This window comes from Streptomyces sp. NPDC002958, from assembly GCF_055563255.1.
Genome location: NZ_JBVHDS010000034.1, coordinates 1 through 16,539 on the forward strand (window position 1 = coordinate 1; position 16,539 = coordinate 16,539).

At 70.5% G+C, this 16,539-nt stretch carries 15 protein-coding genes and 2 pseudogenes; 8 read left to right on the plus strand and 9 right to left on the minus strand.

Annotated features, from left to right (window positions below):
- Nucleotides 1–172: 172 nt before the first annotated feature.
- Nucleotides 173–1,471: a DUF6986 family protein gene (locus ACZ3IC_RS31555; protein ID WP_467421845.1), complete on the plus strand. Its 1,299-nt coding sequence runs from the start codon at nt 173–175 to the stop codon at nt 1,469–1,471.
- A 50-nt stretch (nt 1,472–1,521) separates the two neighbouring features.
- On the opposite strand, the gene ACZ3IC_RS31560 is transcribed toward ACZ3IC_RS31555, so the two are convergent.
- Nucleotides 1,522–2,550, minus strand: a complete 1,029-nt coding sequence (locus tag ACZ3IC_RS31560; protein ID WP_467421847.1) for a LacI family DNA-binding transcriptional regulator — start codon at nt 2,548–2,550, stop codon at nt 1,522–1,524.
- 177 nt (nt 2,551–2,727) lie between these two features.
- On the opposite strand from ACZ3IC_RS31560, the gene ACZ3IC_RS31565 reads away from it, so the two are divergent.
- Nucleotides 2,728–3,678 (plus strand): ROK family protein, encoded by a 951-nt coding sequence (locus ACZ3IC_RS31565; RefSeq protein WP_467421850.1) that lies wholly within the window; start codon nt 2,728–2,730, stop codon nt 3,676–3,678.
- Between the two features lie 111 nt (nt 3,679–3,789).
- Here ACZ3IC_RS31565 and ACZ3IC_RS31570 read toward each other — a convergent pair.
- A pseudogene (locus ACZ3IC_RS31570) lies at nt 3,790–3,880 on the minus strand (NPCBM/NEW2 domain-containing protein); the annotation flags it as partial.
- Here ACZ3IC_RS31570 and ACZ3IC_RS31575 point away from each other — a divergent pair.
- Together ACZ3IC_RS31575 and ACZ3IC_RS31580 are read left to right on the plus strand one after the other, a co-directional pair.
- Nucleotides 3,852–4,148, plus strand: a pseudogene (locus ACZ3IC_RS31575) (hypothetical protein); the annotation flags it as partial. The pseudogenes ACZ3IC_RS31570 and ACZ3IC_RS31575 overlap by 29 nt on opposite strands.
- Before the next feature lie 121 nt (nt 4,149–4,269).
- Nucleotides 4,270–5,307 (plus strand): NUDIX hydrolase, encoded by a 1,038-nt coding sequence (locus ACZ3IC_RS31580; RefSeq protein WP_467421852.1) that lies wholly within the window; start codon nt 4,270–4,272, stop codon nt 5,305–5,307.
- A gap of 203 nt (nt 5,308–5,510) precedes the next feature.
- Here the strand turns inward: ACZ3IC_RS31580 and ACZ3IC_RS31585 are convergent, their stop codons facing one another.
- A complete protein-coding gene (locus ACZ3IC_RS31585; protein ID WP_467421854.1) occupies nt 5,511–6,875 on the minus strand; it encodes a M20/M25/M40 family metallo-hydrolase in 1,365 nt (454 codons plus the stop codon).
- Between the two features lie 183 nt (nt 6,876–7,058).
- Between ACZ3IC_RS31585 and ACZ3IC_RS31590 the strand changes: the two genes are divergently transcribed.
- Nucleotides 7,059–8,273, plus strand: coding sequence for a geranylgeranyl reductase family protein (locus ACZ3IC_RS31590; RefSeq protein ID WP_467421856.1), 1,215 nt, complete (start codon nt 7,059–7,061; stop codon nt 8,271–8,273).
- Nucleotides 8,274–8,306: 33 nt separating this feature from the next.
- Here the strand turns inward: ACZ3IC_RS31590 and ACZ3IC_RS31595 are convergent, their stop codons facing one another.
- Nucleotides 8,307–8,759: a nitroreductase/quinone reductase family protein gene (locus tag ACZ3IC_RS31595; RefSeq protein WP_467421858.1), complete on the minus strand. Its 453-nt coding sequence runs from the start codon at nt 8,757–8,759 to the stop codon at nt 8,307–8,309.
- Nucleotides 8,760–8,886: 127 nt separating this feature from the next.
- Here ACZ3IC_RS31595 and ACZ3IC_RS31600 point away from each other — a divergent pair, with 127 nt between their 5' ends.
- Nucleotides 8,887–9,594, plus strand: a complete 708-nt coding sequence (locus tag ACZ3IC_RS31600) for a TetR/AcrR family transcriptional regulator (protein WP_467421860.1) — start codon at nt 8,887–8,889, stop codon at nt 9,592–9,594.
- Between the two features lie 287 nt (nt 9,595–9,881).
- Here ACZ3IC_RS31600 and ACZ3IC_RS31605 read toward each other — a convergent pair whose 3' ends face one another.
- Both ACZ3IC_RS31605 and ACZ3IC_RS31610 read right to left on the minus strand, forming a co-directional pair.
- On the minus strand, nt 9,882–10,637 hold the full coding sequence (locus tag ACZ3IC_RS31605; protein ID WP_467421862.1) for a maleylpyruvate isomerase family mycothiol-dependent enzyme: 756 nt from the start codon (nt 10,635–10,637) through the stop codon (nt 9,882–9,884).
- Between the two features lie 77 nt (nt 10,638–10,714).
- The gene (locus ACZ3IC_RS31610; RefSeq protein WP_467421864.1) at nt 10,715–11,929 is read right to left on the minus strand and encodes an MFS transporter; all 1,215 of its coding nucleotides are present in this window, start codon (nt 11,927–11,929) and stop codon (nt 10,715–10,717) included.
- Between the two features lie 121 nt (nt 11,930–12,050).
- Here ACZ3IC_RS31610 and ACZ3IC_RS31615 point away from each other — a divergent pair, with 121 nt between their 5' ends.
- Nucleotides 12,051–13,265 carry an ROK family protein gene (locus ACZ3IC_RS31615; RefSeq protein WP_467421866.1) on the plus strand — a complete coding sequence of 405 codons (1,215 nt, stop codon included), beginning with the start codon at nt 12,051–12,053 and terminating at the stop codon, nt 13,263–13,265.
- Nucleotides 13,266–13,599: 334 nt separating this feature from the next.
- Here ACZ3IC_RS31615 and ACZ3IC_RS31620 read toward each other — a convergent pair whose 3' ends face one another.
- Together ACZ3IC_RS31620 and ACZ3IC_RS31625 are read right to left on the minus strand one after the other, a co-directional pair.
- Nucleotides 13,600–14,121 (minus strand): ATP-binding protein, encoded by a 522-nt coding sequence (locus tag ACZ3IC_RS31620; RefSeq protein WP_467421868.1) that lies wholly within the window; start codon nt 14,119–14,121, stop codon nt 13,600–13,602.
- A 186-nt stretch (nt 14,122–14,307) separates the two neighbouring features.
- A complete protein-coding gene (locus ACZ3IC_RS31625; protein ID WP_467421870.1) occupies nt 14,308–14,625 on the minus strand; it encodes a hypothetical protein in 318 nt (105 codons plus the stop codon).
- A gap of 206 nt (nt 14,626–14,831) precedes the next feature.
- Here ACZ3IC_RS31625 and ACZ3IC_RS31630 point away from each other — a divergent pair, with 206 nt between their 5' ends.
- Complete coding sequence (locus ACZ3IC_RS31630) at nt 14,832–15,965, plus strand: PLP-dependent cysteine synthase family protein (RefSeq protein ID WP_467421873.1); 1,134 nt, start codon at nt 14,832–14,834, stop codon at nt 15,963–15,965.
- Between the two features lie 35 nt (nt 15,966–16,000).
- Here ACZ3IC_RS31630 and ACZ3IC_RS31635 read toward each other — a convergent pair whose 3' ends face one another.
- Nucleotides 16,001–16,483, minus strand: coding sequence for an SRPBCC family protein (locus ACZ3IC_RS31635; protein WP_467421875.1), 483 nt, complete (start codon nt 16,481–16,483; stop codon nt 16,001–16,003).
- Nucleotides 16,484–16,539: the final 56 nt, after the last annotated feature.

The following is a 16,539-nucleotide window of genomic DNA, read 5'->3' on the forward strand; positions in this document are numbered from 1 at the left end:
CCGTCCAGCTGCACCCCTTTTCCGACGGTCCGGGGCCGCGCGGTGTGAACTCACCACGCGGCCCCGGACCGTTTCCGATCACCATTGACGCGGGTTTGCTGGCCTTATAACTTCACTATGCGGACTGTTGACTCCAGTACACGGAAACGGCGTGACTGTGGAGGGTGTGGATATGGGTCAGCAGGAGAAGGTGGCAACGAGCCTTGCCGGTGCGGTCAGTGAGGAGATCAGTTCCTCCCTCACCCCGGTCGACGCCGAGCTCGCTCGCCGCTACCCGGGAGACCCGGGGACGCGCCAACCGGTCCACACGGTCTACGTCCCCGGTGACACGTTCACCTCGGGCACCATCCGCTCCTGGGGCGACCAGGCGCTCAAGGCCCTCGACGAGCATGCCCCCGACGCGGCCTCCTTCGCCGCCGTCCTCGGCATCCCGGACGAACTTGCCGCACCCGTCCACGACAGGGTGCGCGCCAAGCTGGAGCGCGAGCCCGTCGAGGACCTGCGCATCGACTTCGAGGACGGTTACGGCCCCCGCCCCGACGCCGAGGAGGACGAGGCCGCTGCCCGCGCCGCCCGGCTCGTCTCCAAGGCGTACGAGAACGGCACGGCGGCGCCGTACATGGGCATCCGGATGAAGTGCATGGAGGCCGCCGTACGCGACCGCGGCATCCGCACCACGGACATTTTCCTCACCGGCCTGATGCAGGCGGGAGGCCTCCCCGACGGGCTGGTTCTCACCCTCCCCAAGGTGACGTACCCCGAGCAGGTCACGGCCTTCGTCCGGCTCCTCGAAGCGTTCGAGCGGGCGCACGCGCTGCCGGTCGGCCGACTCGGCTTCGAGATCCAGATCGAGACCAGCCAGTCCATCCTCGCCGCCGACGGCACCGCCGCAGTCGCCCGCATGATCGACGCCGCGCAGGGCCGCGCCACCGGTCTCCACTACGGCACCTTCGACTACAGCGCCTGCGTCGGTGTCAGCGCCGCCTACCAGGCCGGCGACCACCCGGCCGCCGACCACGCCAAAGCCGTCATGCAGGTAGCCGCCGCCGGGACCGGCGTACGGGTCTCCGACGGCTCCACCAACGTCCTTCCGGTCGGCCCCACCCACCAGGTCCACGAGGCCTGGCGGCTCCACTACGGCCTCACCCGCCGCGCCCTGGCCCGCGCCTACTACCAGGGCTGGGACATGCACCCCGGCCACCTGCCGACCCGCTACGCGGCCGTCTACACCTTCTACCGTGAGGGCCTGGAGCAGGCCGCCGCGCGACTCGCCGCGTACGTCGCCAAGGCCGGCGGCGACGTCATGGACGAACCCGCAACCGCCAAGGCGCTCAGCGGCTATCTCCTGCGCGGAATCGACTGCGGCGCCCTGGACACCGCGGAGGTCGGCCGACTGACCGGGCTGACGCGCGCGGACCTGGACGCGTTCGCGTCGCCGGGGCGGGGCGGGCTCACGGTGACCGCACCGTAGGGGGCTCGCGTCGGCCGTTGTGTTCATGCTGACCGTGGCTGCCCCGTGTCTCAGGCCGGCGGCACCTCGCCCGAGCCGCGTGGAATGAGCGTCGTGGGGAGCTCTACGCGGGCCGGGGCGTGGTCGGCGCCGTCCAGGCGGCGGAAGAGGTGCTCGGCGGCGGTGCGGCCGACGGCGGCGGCGTCCTGGGAGATGACGGTGATGCCGAGCAGGTCGGCCAGTTCGATGTCGTCGAAGCCGACCAGGGCGACCCGGTGATCCTGCTCCGCGAGGACACGTACCGCTGTCACCGTCACCCGGTTGTTGCCTGCGAACAGCGCGGTGACGGGCTCGGGGCCGGAGAGCATCTTCTCGGCGGCGGCCCGAACCCGGTCGGGGTCGGTCGGCCCGAGGGAGACCCAGGAGTCCTCGACCGCCGTCCCGACGTCCGCCATGGCCGCGTGGTAGCCGCGCAGTCGCTCGGTGGCGGTGTGGATGCGCGGCTGGTCGCCGATGAAGCCGATCCGGCGATGGCCGTGCGCGATCAGATGCGCGACGCCCTCGCGGGCGCCGCCGAAGTTGTCGGACAGCACCGTGTCGGCGTCGATGCGGCCCGCCGGGCGGTCCACGAAGACGGTGGCGATGCCGGCTTTCATCTCCGGTTCCAGATAGCGGTGGTCGTCACCGGCCGGAATCACGATGAGCCCATCCACCCGGCGCGCACACAGGGCGAGTACGAGCTCCTGCTCGCGCTCCGGATCCTCGGCGCTCGACCCGTTGATGAGCAGGGCGCCGTGTGCCCGGGCGACCTCCTCCACCGCGCGGCTCAGAGGCCCGTAGAACGGGTCGGCGAGGTCCTCCAGGACCAGGCCGATGGAAGCGGTGCGACCCTTGCGCAGGACGCGCGCGCTGTCGTTGCGGCGGAAACCGAGCGCCTCGATGGCCTCCTGGACCCGGCGTTCGGTGTCGGGCGTGACCCCCGGCTCGCTGTTGACCACACGGGAGACCGTCTTGAGGCCCACTCCGGCACGGGCGGCCACATCCTTCATGGTCGGCCTGTTGCCGTAACGGATCTCGGAATGACGGGCGGTCTCGGCCACGGTGCGCTGTCCTGTCGTCGGGTGCGGGCGGTCCGGCGTGTCCGCGAGCGGTGCTGCAAGGGGGCCGGAGGCTGTGCCGTCGAGCATAGGCCCTGGACAACGTTGTCAGCTGAATGGAGACTGGGCAGACCACTTACTGAAACCGCAGGTCCTCGCCCCCGACTCACGGAGCCACCGATGCATACCGACCTCGTTGCCGCGCTGGACATCGGCGGCACCAAGATCGCCGCCGCGCTGGTGGACGGCAGCGGCGTGCTTCTCGTACGGGCGCAGCGGCCGACGCCCGCCCGGGAGAGCGCCGAGAGGGTGATGGGGGCCGTGGCGGAGGTCCTGGCCGAGCTGTCCGGTTCGCCGCTGTGGGGGAGGGCGACGGCCGTCGGTATCGGCAGCGCGGGCCCGGTGGACGCCTCGGCCGGTACGGTGAGCCCCGTCAACGTTCCTGGCTGGCGCGACTTCCCGCTGGTGGAGCGGGTCGGCAAGGCGGTCGGCGGACTGCCCGTCGAACTGGTCGGCGACGGGGTCGCGATGACGGCGGCAGAGCACTGGCTGGGCGCGGCCCGCGGTTATGACAACGCGCTGTGCATGGTCGTGTCGACAGGGGTCGGCGGCGGGCTCGTCCTCGGCGGAAAGCTCCACCCCGGTCCCACGGGCAACGCCGGGCACATCGGTCACGTCAGCGTGGATCTGGACGGTGACCCGTGCCCGTGCGGTTCGCGCGGCTGCGTCGAGCGCATCGCCAGCGGACCGAACATCGCCCGCCGGGCGCTGGAGGCCGGCTGGCGGCCCGGACCGGACGGCGATGCCTCGGCCGCCGCCGTGGCCGCTGCCGCGCGCGCCGGGGACCCGGTCGCCATCGCCTCGTTCGAGCGGGCCGCTCAGGCACTGGCCGCCGGAATCGCCGCCACCGCCACGCTCGTCGAGATCGACATCGCGGTGATCGGCGGGGGAGTGGCCGGAGCGGGCGACATCCTCTTCGCTCCGTTGCGCCGTGCCCTGAGCCAGTACGCCACGCTCTCCTTCGTCCAGCAGCTCACGGTGACCCCGGCGGTGATGGGCACCGACGCAGGTCTGGTGGGCGCGGCAGCCGCGGCGGTGCGGGTGCGCCCGGGCGGTGCGGTGGCTGTGTAGGGCCAGGCCGTCGGCGTCGAGGCGAGAAGCGCCGTACGGGCTGGACCGATGTCCCGGGCCCGTCCGGCGATCGGAGCCGCGACGCGGCCGCGATTGCGCGTCAGCTCCCTGTCAGCAGGTGATACGCAGGTCCGCCCAGTCCGCGTGGTCGGAATCGACGCCGTCCGCCATCGGTGACCACCAGACGTACCAGCTGTGCACCGACCGTCGTGCCCTCCCTCACCAGCTGGGACGGCATCGGTGACATCAGATGGGGCGGTACGCAGAACAACGCAACCCTCTTCACCAATTACCCGCAGCTCTGGCCCGCCGCCCGGCACAATCTGCTCTGGCTCGCCTTCCTCGGCCTGGTCGCCGCACCATTCGGGCTGTTGCTCGCCGTACTCATCGACCGGGGCGTGCGCTTCAGCCGCTTCTACGAGTCGACGCTGTACATGCCCGTTGTGCTGTCACTCGCCGTGGTCGGCTTCACAGGGGGACGCCGACCGCGGGCATCCGTTGGTTCCTTTCGGGTAACAGCATCGCCACAGCCGGGTTTTCGCGGCAGGGTGTTGCGGGCAAGCCACAGGGGGCTACGGAAGAGGGGGAACCGTGATCGTCTGGATCAACGGTGCGTTCAGCGCGGGCAAGACGAGCGCCGCGCGCGAACTGGTCGATCTGATCCCGAACAGCACCTTCTACGACCCCGAACTGATCGGCGCGGGGATGCGGTATCTGCTGCCCCAGAAGAGACTTGCCGAGGTGACGGACTTCCAGGACCTGCCGATCTGGCGGCGTCTGGTGGTGGACACCGCCGCGGCCGTGCTCGCCGAGGTGTCCGGGGTGCTGGTGGTGCCGATGACACTGCTGCGACAGGAGTACCGTGACGAGATCTTCGGAGGGCTCGCCTCCCGGCGCATTCCGGTGCGACATGTCCTGCTCTCACCTGAGGAAACGATCCTGCGTAAACGGATCGCCGACCGGGTGGAGTTCGCCGACGACCCGGAGCACAGCGAACGGATCCGGCAGTGGGCCTACGAGCACATCGAGCCCTACCGGGCGGCGCTCGGCTGGCTCAGCCAGGACGCCCATACCATCGACACCAGCTCGCTCACCCCGTACGAGACGGCCGAGCGGATAGCCGATGCGGTGCGCACCGGAGCGGCCACCGCATGCGAAATCGTGCAGACGCCCGAGCCGACCGCGGAGACCGTCGCGGCCGGCGTACTGCTCTTCGACGAACACGACCGGGTGCTGCTGGTCGACCCGACGTACAAGCCCGGCTGGGAGTTCCCGGGCGGAATAGTAGAGGCCGGCGAGGCACCGGCACAGGCCGGGATCCGTGAAGTGGCGGAGGAGATAGGCATCCACCTCGACCGGGTGCCGAAACTCCTCGTCGTCGACTGGGAGGCGCCCGCCCCACCCGGCTACGGAGGACTGCGGATGCTCTTCGACGGCGGCCTGCTGCCCGGCGCGGACGCCGAACGGCTGCTGCTGCCCGGTTCCGAACTGCGCGGCTGGCGGTTCGTCACCGAGGCGGAGGCGGCCACCATGCTGCCTCCCACCCGGTACGAACGGCTGCGCTGGGCACTGCGAGCCCGGGAGCGGTCGACCGTGCTCAACCTGGAGGCCGGAGTCCCGGTCGGCTGAGGCACGCAGCACCGCGGCGGCGTCGTCGGTGAGCGGATCGCCAGCCGATTCCCGTCCCCGTACCCGTTGGCACGGGCCGATCCTATGAGACCGGCCCGGACCGACCGGTGGCGGGTGGCCCGGGCGCGAGGGGCACAGCCGGTCCGGTGCCGACAGGGCGGCGGACCGGCTCCGCGCAGCCTGGCGGAGTCAGTGACGCGCAGTCAGGACCGCTTGGACTCCGCGTAGTTCCGCAGGAACAGCGCTTCGGCGAGCGACAGCCGCTCCAGTTCCTCGGGCGACACGCTCTCGTTCACCGCGTGGATCTGGGCTTCCGGCTCGCTCAGGCCGATCAGCAGGATCTCGGCGTCCGGGTAGAGGGCGGCGAGGGTGTTGCAGAGCGGGATCGAGCCGCCCATCCCGCACGTCTGCATCTTCTCGCCCGGGTACGCCGCTTCCATCGCCTGCGCCATCGACGTGTACGCCGGGCTGGAGGTGTCCGCGCGGAACGGCTGGCCCTGGCCGACCTGTTCCACCGAAACCCGGGCTCCCCACGGGGCGTGCGCCTTGAGGTGGGCGGTCAGTAGTTCGGTCGCCGCAGCGGCGTCCTGGCCCGGCGGCACCCGCAGGCTGACCTGTGCCCGTGCGCTCGCCTGCAGCGAGGGTGTCGCGCCGACCACCGGCGGGCAGTCGATACCGATGACGGTGACGGCGGGCCGGGCCCAGATCCGGTCGGCGACCGTACCCGTGCCGATCAGTTCGACGCCGTCGAGGACCTTCGCGTCCTTGCGGAACTCGGCCTCCGGGTACTGCAGTCCGTCCCATTCGGCGTCGGTGGCGAGCCCATCGACGGTCGTGGTGCCGTCCTCGGCGCGCAGCGACGCCAGCAGCTGGATCATCGCGGCCAGCGCGTCCGGGGCGGCGCCGCCGAACTGCCCGGAGTGCAGGTTCCCTTCGAGGGTGTCCAGTGTGACCCGCAGCATCGTCATACCGCGCAGCGTCGCGGTGACCGTCGGCAGACCGACCCGGAAGTTGCCGGTGTCGCCGATGACGATCGTGTCGGCGGCCAGCAGTCCGGGGTGCGCCTCGGCGTACCGTTCGAGACCGCCGGTGCCCTGCTCCTCGGAACCCTCGGCGATCACCTTGACGGAGACCGGGACGCCACCGTCGGTCTTGAGGGCGCGCAGGGCGAGGAGATGCATGATGAAGCCGCCCTTGCAGTCGGCCGCGCCGCGACCGAACCAGCGGCCGTCCCGCTCCGTCAGCTCGAACGGCGGGGAGAGCCAGGCGGACTCGTCGAGCGGCGGCTGCACATCGTAGTGCGCGTAGAGCAGTACGGTCGGGGCGCCGGCGGGGCCGGGCAGGAAGCCGTACACCGACTGGGTGCCGTCGGGAGTGTCGAGAAGGGCGACATCCTGGAAGTCCTCGGCGCGCAGTGCGTCGGCGACCCAGTTGGCGGCCGCCTCGCATTCGCTCTTCGGGAACTGCGCGGGATCCGCCACCGACTGGAAGGCCACCAGCTCGGTCAGCTCCGCCATGGCACGGGGCATCAGCGAGGCAATGGTCTCGGAGATCGGACGGGCGGTCATGGGCACGCTCCTCGTGGGTGCGACGTTATATGTACGAATCCGGGTACATGCACACCGAGTGTGCGGCGTTGCATGTATGACGAACGCACGGTCGATCCTCCCACAGCGGGGGTTGGGCCGGGCGCGCCGTAGGATGCCGGGAGCAGCATGGGCCACTGGTGGGATCGGGAGCAGAAGCACATCGTGAGCAGCGAGAACGCAGATGCCGGACATGAGCACGAAGAGTCGTCCGTGTGGGACGTCGTCGTAGTCGGCGGCGGACCGGCCGGAGCCTCCGCGGCATACGCGGCGGCGGTCGCCGGCCGACGGGTACTGCTCCTCGAGAAGGCGGAACTGCCACGCTACAAGACCTGTGGCGGCGGCATCATCGGGTATTCGCGTGATTCGCTGCCGCCCGGGTTCGAACTGCCGCTGCGGGACCGGATCCACGCGGTCACGTTCTCGCTCAACGGCAGACTGGCGCGCACCCGCCGCTCCAAGCGGATGCTCTTCGGGCTCATCAACCGCCCCGAGTTCGACGCGGGGCTGGTCGAGGAGGCACAGAAGGCAGGCGCCGAACTCCGCACCGGAGCGACGGTGACGAGGGTCGAGCAGCACGGCGCCGCGGTACCGGACCGGCGCACGGTCGCCGTGGTGCTGTCCGGCGGCGAGACGGTCCTGGCCCGCGCGGTCGTCGGTGCCGACGGCAGCGCGGGGCGGATAGGAGCCCATGTCGGGGTGAAGCTCGACCAGGTGGACCTCGGCCTGGAGGCGGAGATCCCGGTTCCGGAGACGGTCGCGGAGGACTGGGCGGGGCGGGTGCTGATCGACTGGGGCCCCATGCCCGGGAGTTACGGCTGGGTGTTCCCCAAGGGTGACACCCTCACCGTCGGCGTGATCTCGGCGCGGGGTGACGGGGCCGGGACCAAGCGGTATCTGGAGGACTTCATCGCCCGGCTCGGTCTCGCCGGCTTCGAGCCGAAGATCTCCTCCGGGCATCTGACGCGCTGCCGCAGCGACGACTCGCCGCTGTCGCGCGGGCGGGTGCTGGTGTGTGGGGATGCGGCGGGGCTGCTGGAGCCGTGGACCCGCGAAGGCATCTCCTTCGCATTGCGGTCGGGGCGGCTCGCCGGTGAGTGGGCGGTCCGGATCGCGGAGTCGCACGATGCGGTCGACGCCCGACGCCAGGCGCTCAACTACGCCTTCGCCATCAAGGCCGGCCTGGGTGTTGAGATGGGCGTCGGGCGGCGCATGCTGAAGCTGTTCGAGCGCCGTCCGGGGGTGCTGCATGCGGTGCTGACGGGATTCCGCCCGGCCTGGAACGCGTTCGCCGGGGTCACGCGGGGAACGACTTCGCTGGCCGAGCTGGTCCGTACGCATCCGCTTGCGCAGCGGGCCCTGTCGGCGATGGACCGTTAGGACCCGTCGTCGAGGGCGGGCCGGGACGCACGGTCAGCCCTCCACTGTGATCCGGAAAACGGGGTGGTCCGGGCAGGCGGCCAGGAGTTCGGCATCCGTGGACTTTGCGGTGATACCCCGGAAGTACTGGTTGACCTCCCAGCCCCACCGCTCCAGGTAGGTGCGGACGATCAGCGCCTTGTGCTCGTCGTCCGCGATCTCCACGGCCGTGAAGGTAAGGATCTTCCGGCCCATCCGCAGCTCGCCGCCGCCGGCGACCCGCATGTTGCGCACCCACTGGGAGTGGCCCCGCGCGGAGATCAGATATTGCGCGCCGTCATGGGTGTGGGGGTTCACGGGGATGCGTTGCATCTGCCCGCTCTTCCGGCCGCGCACCGACATCTCGGCCGAGCCGAACAGGCTGACGCCGTGCCGGGCCAGCCAGCCGATGATGCCGTTCATTCGGACGGTGAAGGCGTTGCCCTGAAGGTAGTACGGCTGAGACATGGTGACTCCCCACTGGTTTGAGAGCAGTGCTCTCGCTTGAGGTCAGTGTGCACGGAAGTGGCGCTCAAAAGAAGAGCGGCGCTCTCGTTGTCGGTCGGTGCTCTTGACTCGTGGCAGACTGAAAACCATGAGCGCTATCCGAGGAGCCAGGGAACGGGCCCGCATCGAGGTCACCGCCGCCATCAAGGACGAGGCGAAGAAGCAACTCGCGGCCGAAGGTGCCGCAAAGCTCTCACTGCGCGCCGTCGCACGGGAGCTCGGTATGGCGTCCTCCGCGCTCTACCGCTACTTCCCGAGCCGGGACGAACTGCTCACCGCCCTGATCGTCGATGCGTACGACTCCGTGGGCGAGACCGCCGAGGCCGCCCACCGGGCCGCCCGCGACGAGGCCGCCCCCCACCTCACACGCTGGACCGATGTCGCCCGCGCCGTACGCGGCTGGGCCCTCGAGCACCCCCATGAGTACGCCCTGATCTACGGTTCGCCCGTGCCCGGTTACACCGCACCGCAGGCGACGATCGGCCCCGCCTCCCGTGTCGGGCTCGTCCTGATCGCCGTCGTCGGCGAGGCCTATCGCGCGGACGGTCTTGCCGTGCCGCCGCTCGCCGACGAGCTGCGCGCCGAGGCCGAGCGGATGGTCGCCGAGTTCGCCCCCGACCTTCCTGTGGAGGTTGCGGCCCCCCTGATCGCCGCCTGGTCGCAGCTCTTCGGGCTGATCTCCTTCGAGATCTTCGGCCAGTTCAACCGGGTGGTGGAGGCCCGGGAGATCTTCTTCCGGGAAGCCGTCACCGAACTGGCCCGCACGGTCGGCCTCCTCGGCAGCCGGAGCCGCTGAAGAGGCTTCCGTACTTCTGGGGCCCCCGCCCGCCCTGTACGACGTACTTCACAGCGAGTACGGGTGATCAGCGCGCTGTCCCGCCTGGTCACACGGCTGAAGAAGGGCGACCTCGTACGCCGGGGGATGTGCAGCGAAGGGCCGGCGAGGTGCCAGGGGCGAGCTGACGGCGAAGGGCCGGGCGCGGCACGCCGAGGTGAAGCCGTGGCAGAGGTCGGTGCTCGCCCGGAGGCTGAATGGGCCGGGGCCGAGAGCCTTGTCGGACGCCGCCTCGCCCCGGCCCGCTGTCAGGACCAGGTGACTCCGGAGCTCTCGCACCAGAGCCGGGCCGGCTCCGGGTCGCCCGTCATGGTGACCGCTGTGAGCGGCATCCTGTTCCAGAGCGTCAGGTAGAGCTCCTCGGCCGTCGCACTCAACTCGCAGTCCACAGAGCCCTCTTCGGGCGCAGCTTCCTCTTGTACGGCCTGCGGTGGCTTGGGCGAGAGCCGCACGGTCCAGGTGGTGCCCTTGTCGGTGGCCCGTACCCGCAGGGAACGCGGAGTGTCGGTACGCACCTTGCTCTTCGGGCGGGCGTGGAAGCCGCGCAGCAGTTCGTCGATTCCGTCCACCGCGTGTTCGGCCGTCACCGGTGACAGCCGACCGCCCCGTGCCGACTCCGCGTCCGCCCGGTGAATCGTGGTCTCGTGCGCCTGGCGCCGGGCCCAGAAGGCCAGTGGGGACGGCGCGGGCATGAAGGTCCAGCACTCCAGCCCGGCCGGTGCGGCCGCCAGTGCGTCGACCAGCAGATCGTGGCCCTCGCGGAACCAGTTGAGCAGCTCGGTCCCGTCCAGATCGGGTTCCCCGCCGTTCGGACGGTACGAGGTGTGGCCCTCGGTGATGAACGCGGTCGCCCAGCGGTGGACCATCCCGGTGTGCCGGAGCAGGTCGCGTACCTGCCAGCCCGGGCAGGTCGGCACCGGCACCCCGGTCCCCGCTTCCTGTGCCGCGGTCGCCAGCAGCTGTCCTTCGATGGTCAGGGACTCGATGTGATCCTTGATCTCCATGGCCTCGATTGTTTCAGTGGTCCGGGCTGCCCGACGGAGCGAGTTCGGCCGATTCCGCAGTACGGTCGGCCGAGCTCTCAGGCATGGGCCGCGTTGCGTGCTCCGTACCCCAGTACCGCGGCCACCGCGGCCAGCAGCGCTACTGTGATGAGGGCCACCGGGAGGGAGAACCAGTCGGCCAGGAAGCCGATCGAGGGCGGTCCGAGCAGCATCCCCCCGTAGCCGAGAGTCGACGCGGCGGCCACGCCACCGGGCCCGGCCAGCTCGCCCGCCCGGCCGACCGCGACGGGGAAGATATTGGCCAGACCGAGACCGGTGACGGCGAAACCGAGGAGCGCCGGCCAGGTGGTCGGGGCGAGCGAGCCGAGCAGCATGCCGGCAGCGGCCGTCGCACCGCCCGCGACGAGGGTCCGGGTCTGGCCGAGCCGTTCGAGCAGCGTCGTGCCGCTGAGGCGACCGGCCGTCATGGCCAGTGCGAACAGGGAGTATCCGGCGGCGGCGACGCCCGGGTGGGCATGCAGGTCCTGTTCCAGGTGGAGGGCGCCCCAGTCGGCCAGCGCGCCTTCGCCGTACGCGGTGCAGAGCGCGATCGCGCCGAACAGGAGCACCATCCGGCGGGCCCGCCCGTCCAGTTGCCGCGGCTCCTCGGAGTCGCCGGCCGTGGGTGCGGCCTTCGGTGCCGGGTGACGCAGCAGCGCCGGCCCGACCGCCGCGGTGACCAGGAGCCCGACCCCGGTCAGGGCGAAGAGATGCGCGGCGGGGGAGAGGCTGCCCGCGACCAGCCCGCCGAGACCGGCACCGACCATTCCGCCGAGGCTGAACGCGGCGTGGAAGCTGGGCATCGCGGGGCGCCGCAGAGCGGTGACCAGATCGACCGCCGCGCTGTTCATCGCCACGTTCATCCCGCCGTACGCGGCACCGAAGACCAGCAGCACCAGGCCGAGCGCGAGCGCCGAATGCGTCTGCGCGGGCAGGGCGATGCTGAGGGAGAGCAGAACGCCGCAGACCACGGTCACCGGATGGCTGCCGAAGCGCCGGCACAGTCGGCCGGTGAGCATCATGGTCACCACGGCCCCGGCGGATACGCCGAGCAGGGCGAGGCCCAGGGTGGAGGCCGAGGCGCCGGTCTGGTGCTTGATGGCGGGGATCCGGACCACCCAGCCGGCGAAGAGGAAGCCGTCGAGGGCGAAGAACACGGTCAGCGCGGTACGGAGGCGGGCCGACGAAGATGGGGCGGTGTTTCCGCCCGGTTTCCCCGGCAGTGCCGTCCAGAATTTGTTTAGTTGCGGCACAAAGTCAGCATAGGGGCGTTCGGACAACAGGCGCAAGATGGCCGCCCGCCGTGGCCGCAAGGGGCGCAAGTGCGCCACCGGGGAGTCGGCAGCACTGGCGGATCATGGGAGACTCGCCCCCATGAACGGCAAGGTGACCACCACCCGGACAAAGTTGGAGAGGGGCCGCAGCGCGCTCGGACCCGCGCTGGAACTGATCCACACCGGACGCGCGCCCACCCGCGCCGTCCTCACCTCCGAGCTCGGCGTCACCCGGGCTACGGCCGGTGCGGTCGCCGCAGAACTGGAGGCGCTCGGCCTGATCCGGGTCGACTCCCGGCCGGGTTCCGCCGCCGGCTCGCAGGGCCGCCCCTCGCACCGGCTGGCCATCAGGGAGTCCGGGCCCGTCGCCATCGCCGCGCAGGTGCATGTCGACGGGTTCCGGGCCGCACTCGTAGGGCTCGGGGGACGGCTCGTCGCCACCGCCCCCGGATGTGTCACCATCACGGCGGACCCGGCACAGGTCATCGGTGAAGTGGTCGACGACTGCGCCCGGTTGCTGCGAGACAGTGGACTGCGCTGCGTCGGCGCGGGCCTCGCGGTGCCCTCCGCGGTCGCCGAACCGGAGGGCACCGCGCTCAACCCGCTGCACATCGCCTGGCCGGCGGGCGCCCCGGTGCGCGATATCTTCGCCGACTGCGTACAGGCAGCGGGCATCCCCGGACCCGCGTTCACCGGGAACGACGTCAACCTCGCCGCGCTCGCCGAGCACCGGCACGGTGCCGGGCGAGGCGCCCAGCATCTGCTCTGTGTGGCCACTGGCCACCGCGGCGTGGGCGGTGCACTGGTTCTCGACGGCCGTCTGCACACCGGGAGTTCGGGACTCGCCCTGGAGGTGGGTCATCTCACGGTGAACCCCGAGGGTCGCCCGTGCCACTGCGGCGGTCGCGGCTGCCTGGACGTCGAGACCGACCCGCTGGCCTTCCTCACAACCGCCCGACGCGAACCAGGCCCGGAGGAGTCGCTGCTCAAGCAGGCCGGTGATCTGCTGCGCAGGGAGTACGAGGACGCGGCGGTGCGGGGCGCAGCCGAGGAGCTGATCGACCGGCTCGGCCTCGGACTCGCCGGGCTGGTCAACCTTCTCAACCCGGACCGCATCATCCTCGGCGGACTGCACCGCGCCCTGCTCGAAGCGGATCCGGTGCGGCTGCGCGCGGTGGTGGCCGACCGCAGCCTGTGGGGGCGCAGCGGCAGTGTGCCGATCCTGCCGTGCACGCTCGACCACAACAGCCTGGTGGGGGCGGCGGAACTGGCCTGGCAACCGGTGCTGGACGATCCGCTGGCCGCGCTTGCATGACGGGCACGCGCGCTCGAGGCCTCGGCCAAAAGTCCAGGTGGCTCCGCTGCAAGGGCTTCCGGCCGAGTTGCGATCACACGCACGGGCTGCCGCTCCTTGACGGGCGAACTTGCCGGTCGCTAGGGCGTGTTTCGAAAGTCCCGCCTGCCCCGCGGCGTCTGGCGCGCACGCTCGCGGCGTTGCAAAAATGCCCCAGTAGCTCCTTCCCCAAGCTCTCAGCTTCGTTCGAGCAGGGGAGACCCCATCCGAGACCATTCCGGCGCCTTGCGATCGCACGCACCAGACGCCGCGGGGCCCGCCCTCCGGGCGGACGGCGCTACTTTCGAAACACGCCCTAGCCGACCACCGCCGACCGTGCGACGGAGGGTGTCCTGCTCTCCAGATACGTGACGGCGTCCGGCTCGAACGGCCCATCAGTGGTTGCCCCGTACACCGAGTGCGGCGGCTTCGCGGCAAACAGGCAAGGCGCCGGAAGAGTGAACCAGACAACCTTCCCGGCCCTGCCCCTGGGGTGGGCCCCCCAGCTCTCGCTGACCGCGGCGATCAGTGCGAGTCCGCGCCCCGACGTACTGGACGCATTGGCCTCGCGCACGGTCGGCAGCCGGGGGTCGTGGTCGTGGACGGACACCGTCAGCCGTTCGAGCAGCAACTCGATCTCGACGGTGCATGACTTGTCCGGCTGGGCATGCCGGTGGACATTGGTCAGCAGTTCGGTGACGCCGAGCGCCGCATGGTCGATCAAAGGATCGAGATGCCAGTAGCGCAGCTGCGCCGAAACGATTCTGCGGACCTGGCCGATCCGCGACGGCAGGGCCTGGAGCTCCACCGTGCAGTGCCTCCTTGGCTTGCTGATCACGGCTGCGACTCCCCGAAATAGGTCCGGAAGAAGACGAAGGGACGGATCCAGCAGTCGGGCGGCTGCTGATTCTGGTCCGGCGGCGTCGATCACAGTGTCACCGCCGACGCACCACGAGTGACACAGGTCCAATGTCGCTCAGGGGTCACGGCTCCGCAACTCGCGGTGCCCCGGTGGCTCCCCCTGTCAGATCATCCGGCCGCCCGCACTGCGCAGCGTCTCGAGAAATCTGTGGGCGAACCCGGCCTTGTCCGGACCGTGGTTGCGCTGCCCCATCGTCAGCCGGTACCGCGTCCCGTTGAGGCGTGCCACGGCCGCACCGGCTCCGGCGAACCACGGCCTGCCCGCGCTCACCGCCACCACGGGGGCGCTGTCGATCTCCCGGCCATAACTGGTCAGCAGGGCCAGCCTGCCGTCCTTGACGATGACCTGCCCCGCCCTCGTGAGCGAGCGGGCCCACCGCTCGATCCGTACCCCCGTCGCACTGAACTCCGTTTCCGCCATGACTGCTTCGCCCCCTAAGTAACGCTTCTGATGGGCAGTCTGCACAAGCCGGGGCCGACGCGCCAGGCCGCGTCTTGGCTCAATGCCGCACCTGTCCCGTCCGTCACGCCAAGGCAGGGCTATGGGGCATCAAAGTGAACGTTTGTGCAAGTAGGGGGAATATCGTTGACGGCGGAGAGTCCGGTGACACGAGGAGGAACGCGCTGATGGGCACACGTGAGCACAGACAGGGCGGCCGGGCCGCGGCGACCGTCGACGTCGACCGCTCCGACCCCGAGTACCGGACCTGGCTCAAGGAGGCCGTACGCAAGGTCCAGGCCGACGCCAACCGCTCCGCCGACACCCATCTGCTGCGCTTCCCGCTGCCCGAGGCATGGGGCATCGACCTGTACCTCAAGGACGAGTCGACGCACCCCACCGGCAGCCTCAAGCACCGGCTGGCGCGCTCGCTCTTCCTCTACGGGCTCTGCAACGGCTGGATCCGGCCGGGCAAGCCGGTGATCGAGGCGTCCAGCGGTTCGACAGCCGTCTCGGAAGCGTACTTCGCCAAGCTGATCGGTGTGCCGTTCATCGCGGTGATGCCCCGCACCACCAGCCCCGAGAAGTGCCGGCTGATCGAATTCCACGGCGGTCGCTGCCACTTCGTCGACGATTCACGGAAGATGTATGAGGAGTCCGCCACGCTCGCCGCCGACACCGGCGGCCACTACATGGACCAGTTCACCTACGCCGAACGGGCCACTGACTGGCGCGGCAACAACAACATTGCCGAGTCGATCTACCAGCAGTTGAGATTTGAGCGCTATCCGGAGCCGACGTGGATCGTCGCCACGGCCGGAACCGGTGGCACCTCGGCGACCATCGCCCGCTACGTGCACTACATGCAGTTCGACACCCTGATCTGTGTGCCCGACCCGGAGAACTCCTGTTTCTTCGACGGTTGGACCCAGCACAACCCCCTGGCCACCAGCGACTGCGGTTCCAGGATCGAGGGCATCGGCAGGCCCCGGATGGAGCCGAGCTTTGTGCCCGGGGCCATCGACCGGATGATGAAGGTGCCGGACGCGGCCAGCGTCGCGGCCGTACGCGCCCTGGAGCAGGCCATCGGCCGGAAGGCCGGCGGCTCCACCGGCACCGGCCTGTGGAGCGCGTTCAAGCTGGTCGCCGAGATGGTCGAGCGGGGCAGCACCGGCAGCATCGTCACCCTGATCTGTGACCCGGGCGACCGCTACCTCGACAAGTACTACTCCGACAGCTGGCTCGCCGAACAGGGCCTGGACATCGCCCCTTACACGGAAACCATCGACGCCTTCCTGAGCAGCGGCGACTGGCCCGGATAGCCCGGACGCAGCGAGATGTGCGCGGTCCGCGGCGGCTATCGGGCCGCGGGCCCGTCCAGCCGCCTGTCGAGATTGCGCACCGCGTCCCGGAACGCCCGGCCCACCCCCGACCGGCCCAGCCGCAGGGCGAACCGGAAGGGTGTGGAACCGTCCGCGGCGAAGGTCCACCGCACCTGCGTCCCGGTCCCGGACGGGGTGAGTCGCCACTCCTCCAGCAGGGCCAGCAGGCCGGGGGCGTTGGTCTCGTCGACGCGGTAGGCGTATCGCTCGCCGGGCTCCGCCGCGAGGATCGTCTCGCGCATCACCGCGCCGCCCTTGAGCCGGACTTCGCGACCCGCGCCCTCTTCGGTGGGCCGGGCCGCCGTCACCGAGGTGAACCAACTCGGCCAGCCCGCCACATCATCGGCGAGCGCACGATAGACCGCCTCGGGAGGCGCGGACACCTCGGCGGCGAAGATCAGTCGCAGTGGAGCGGATTCGACGAAGTCGAGTTCCACGGAACGCAGTCGGCGTGACACGGAGCGCACCTCCCGTGCGGTCGGCGACGGACAGGCCACGCACACCATAGCTGGCG

Excerpts from the sequence above, each read along its gene's own strand:
- ACZ3IC_RS31630 (WP_467421873.1), top strand. The coding sequence starts at position 14,832 with ATGGGCACACGTGAGCACAGACAGGGCGGCCGGGCCGCGGCGACCGTC.
- ACZ3IC_RS31600 (WP_467421860.1), top strand. The coding sequence starts at position 8,887 with ATGAGCGCTATCCGAGGAGCCAGGGAACGGGCCCGCATCGAGGTCACC.
- ACZ3IC_RS31605 (WP_467421862.1), bottom strand. The coding sequence starts at position 10,637 with ATGGAGATCAAGGATCACATCGAGTCCCTGACCATCGAAGGACAGCTG.
- ACZ3IC_RS31595 (WP_467421858.1), bottom strand. The coding sequence starts at position 8,759 with ATGTCTCAGCCGTACTACCTTCAGGGCAACGCCTTCACCGTCCGAATG.
- ACZ3IC_RS31555 (WP_467421845.1), top strand. The coding sequence starts at position 173 with ATGGGTCAGCAGGAGAAGGTGGCAACGAGCCTTGCCGGTGCGGTCAGT.
- ACZ3IC_RS31625 (WP_467421870.1), bottom strand. The coding sequence starts at position 14,625 with ATGGCGGAAACGGAGTTCAGTGCGACGGGGGTACGGATCGAGCGGTGG.
- ACZ3IC_RS31565 (WP_467421850.1), top strand. The coding sequence starts at position 2,728 with ATGCATACCGACCTCGTTGCCGCGCTGGACATCGGCGGCACCAAGATC.
- ACZ3IC_RS31585 (WP_467421854.1), bottom strand. The coding sequence starts at position 6,875 with ATGACCGCCCGTCCGATCTCCGAGACCATTGCCTCGCTGATGCCCCGT.
- ACZ3IC_RS31615 (WP_467421866.1), top strand. The coding sequence starts at position 12,051 with ATGAACGGCAAGGTGACCACCACCCGGACAAAGTTGGAGAGGGGCCGC.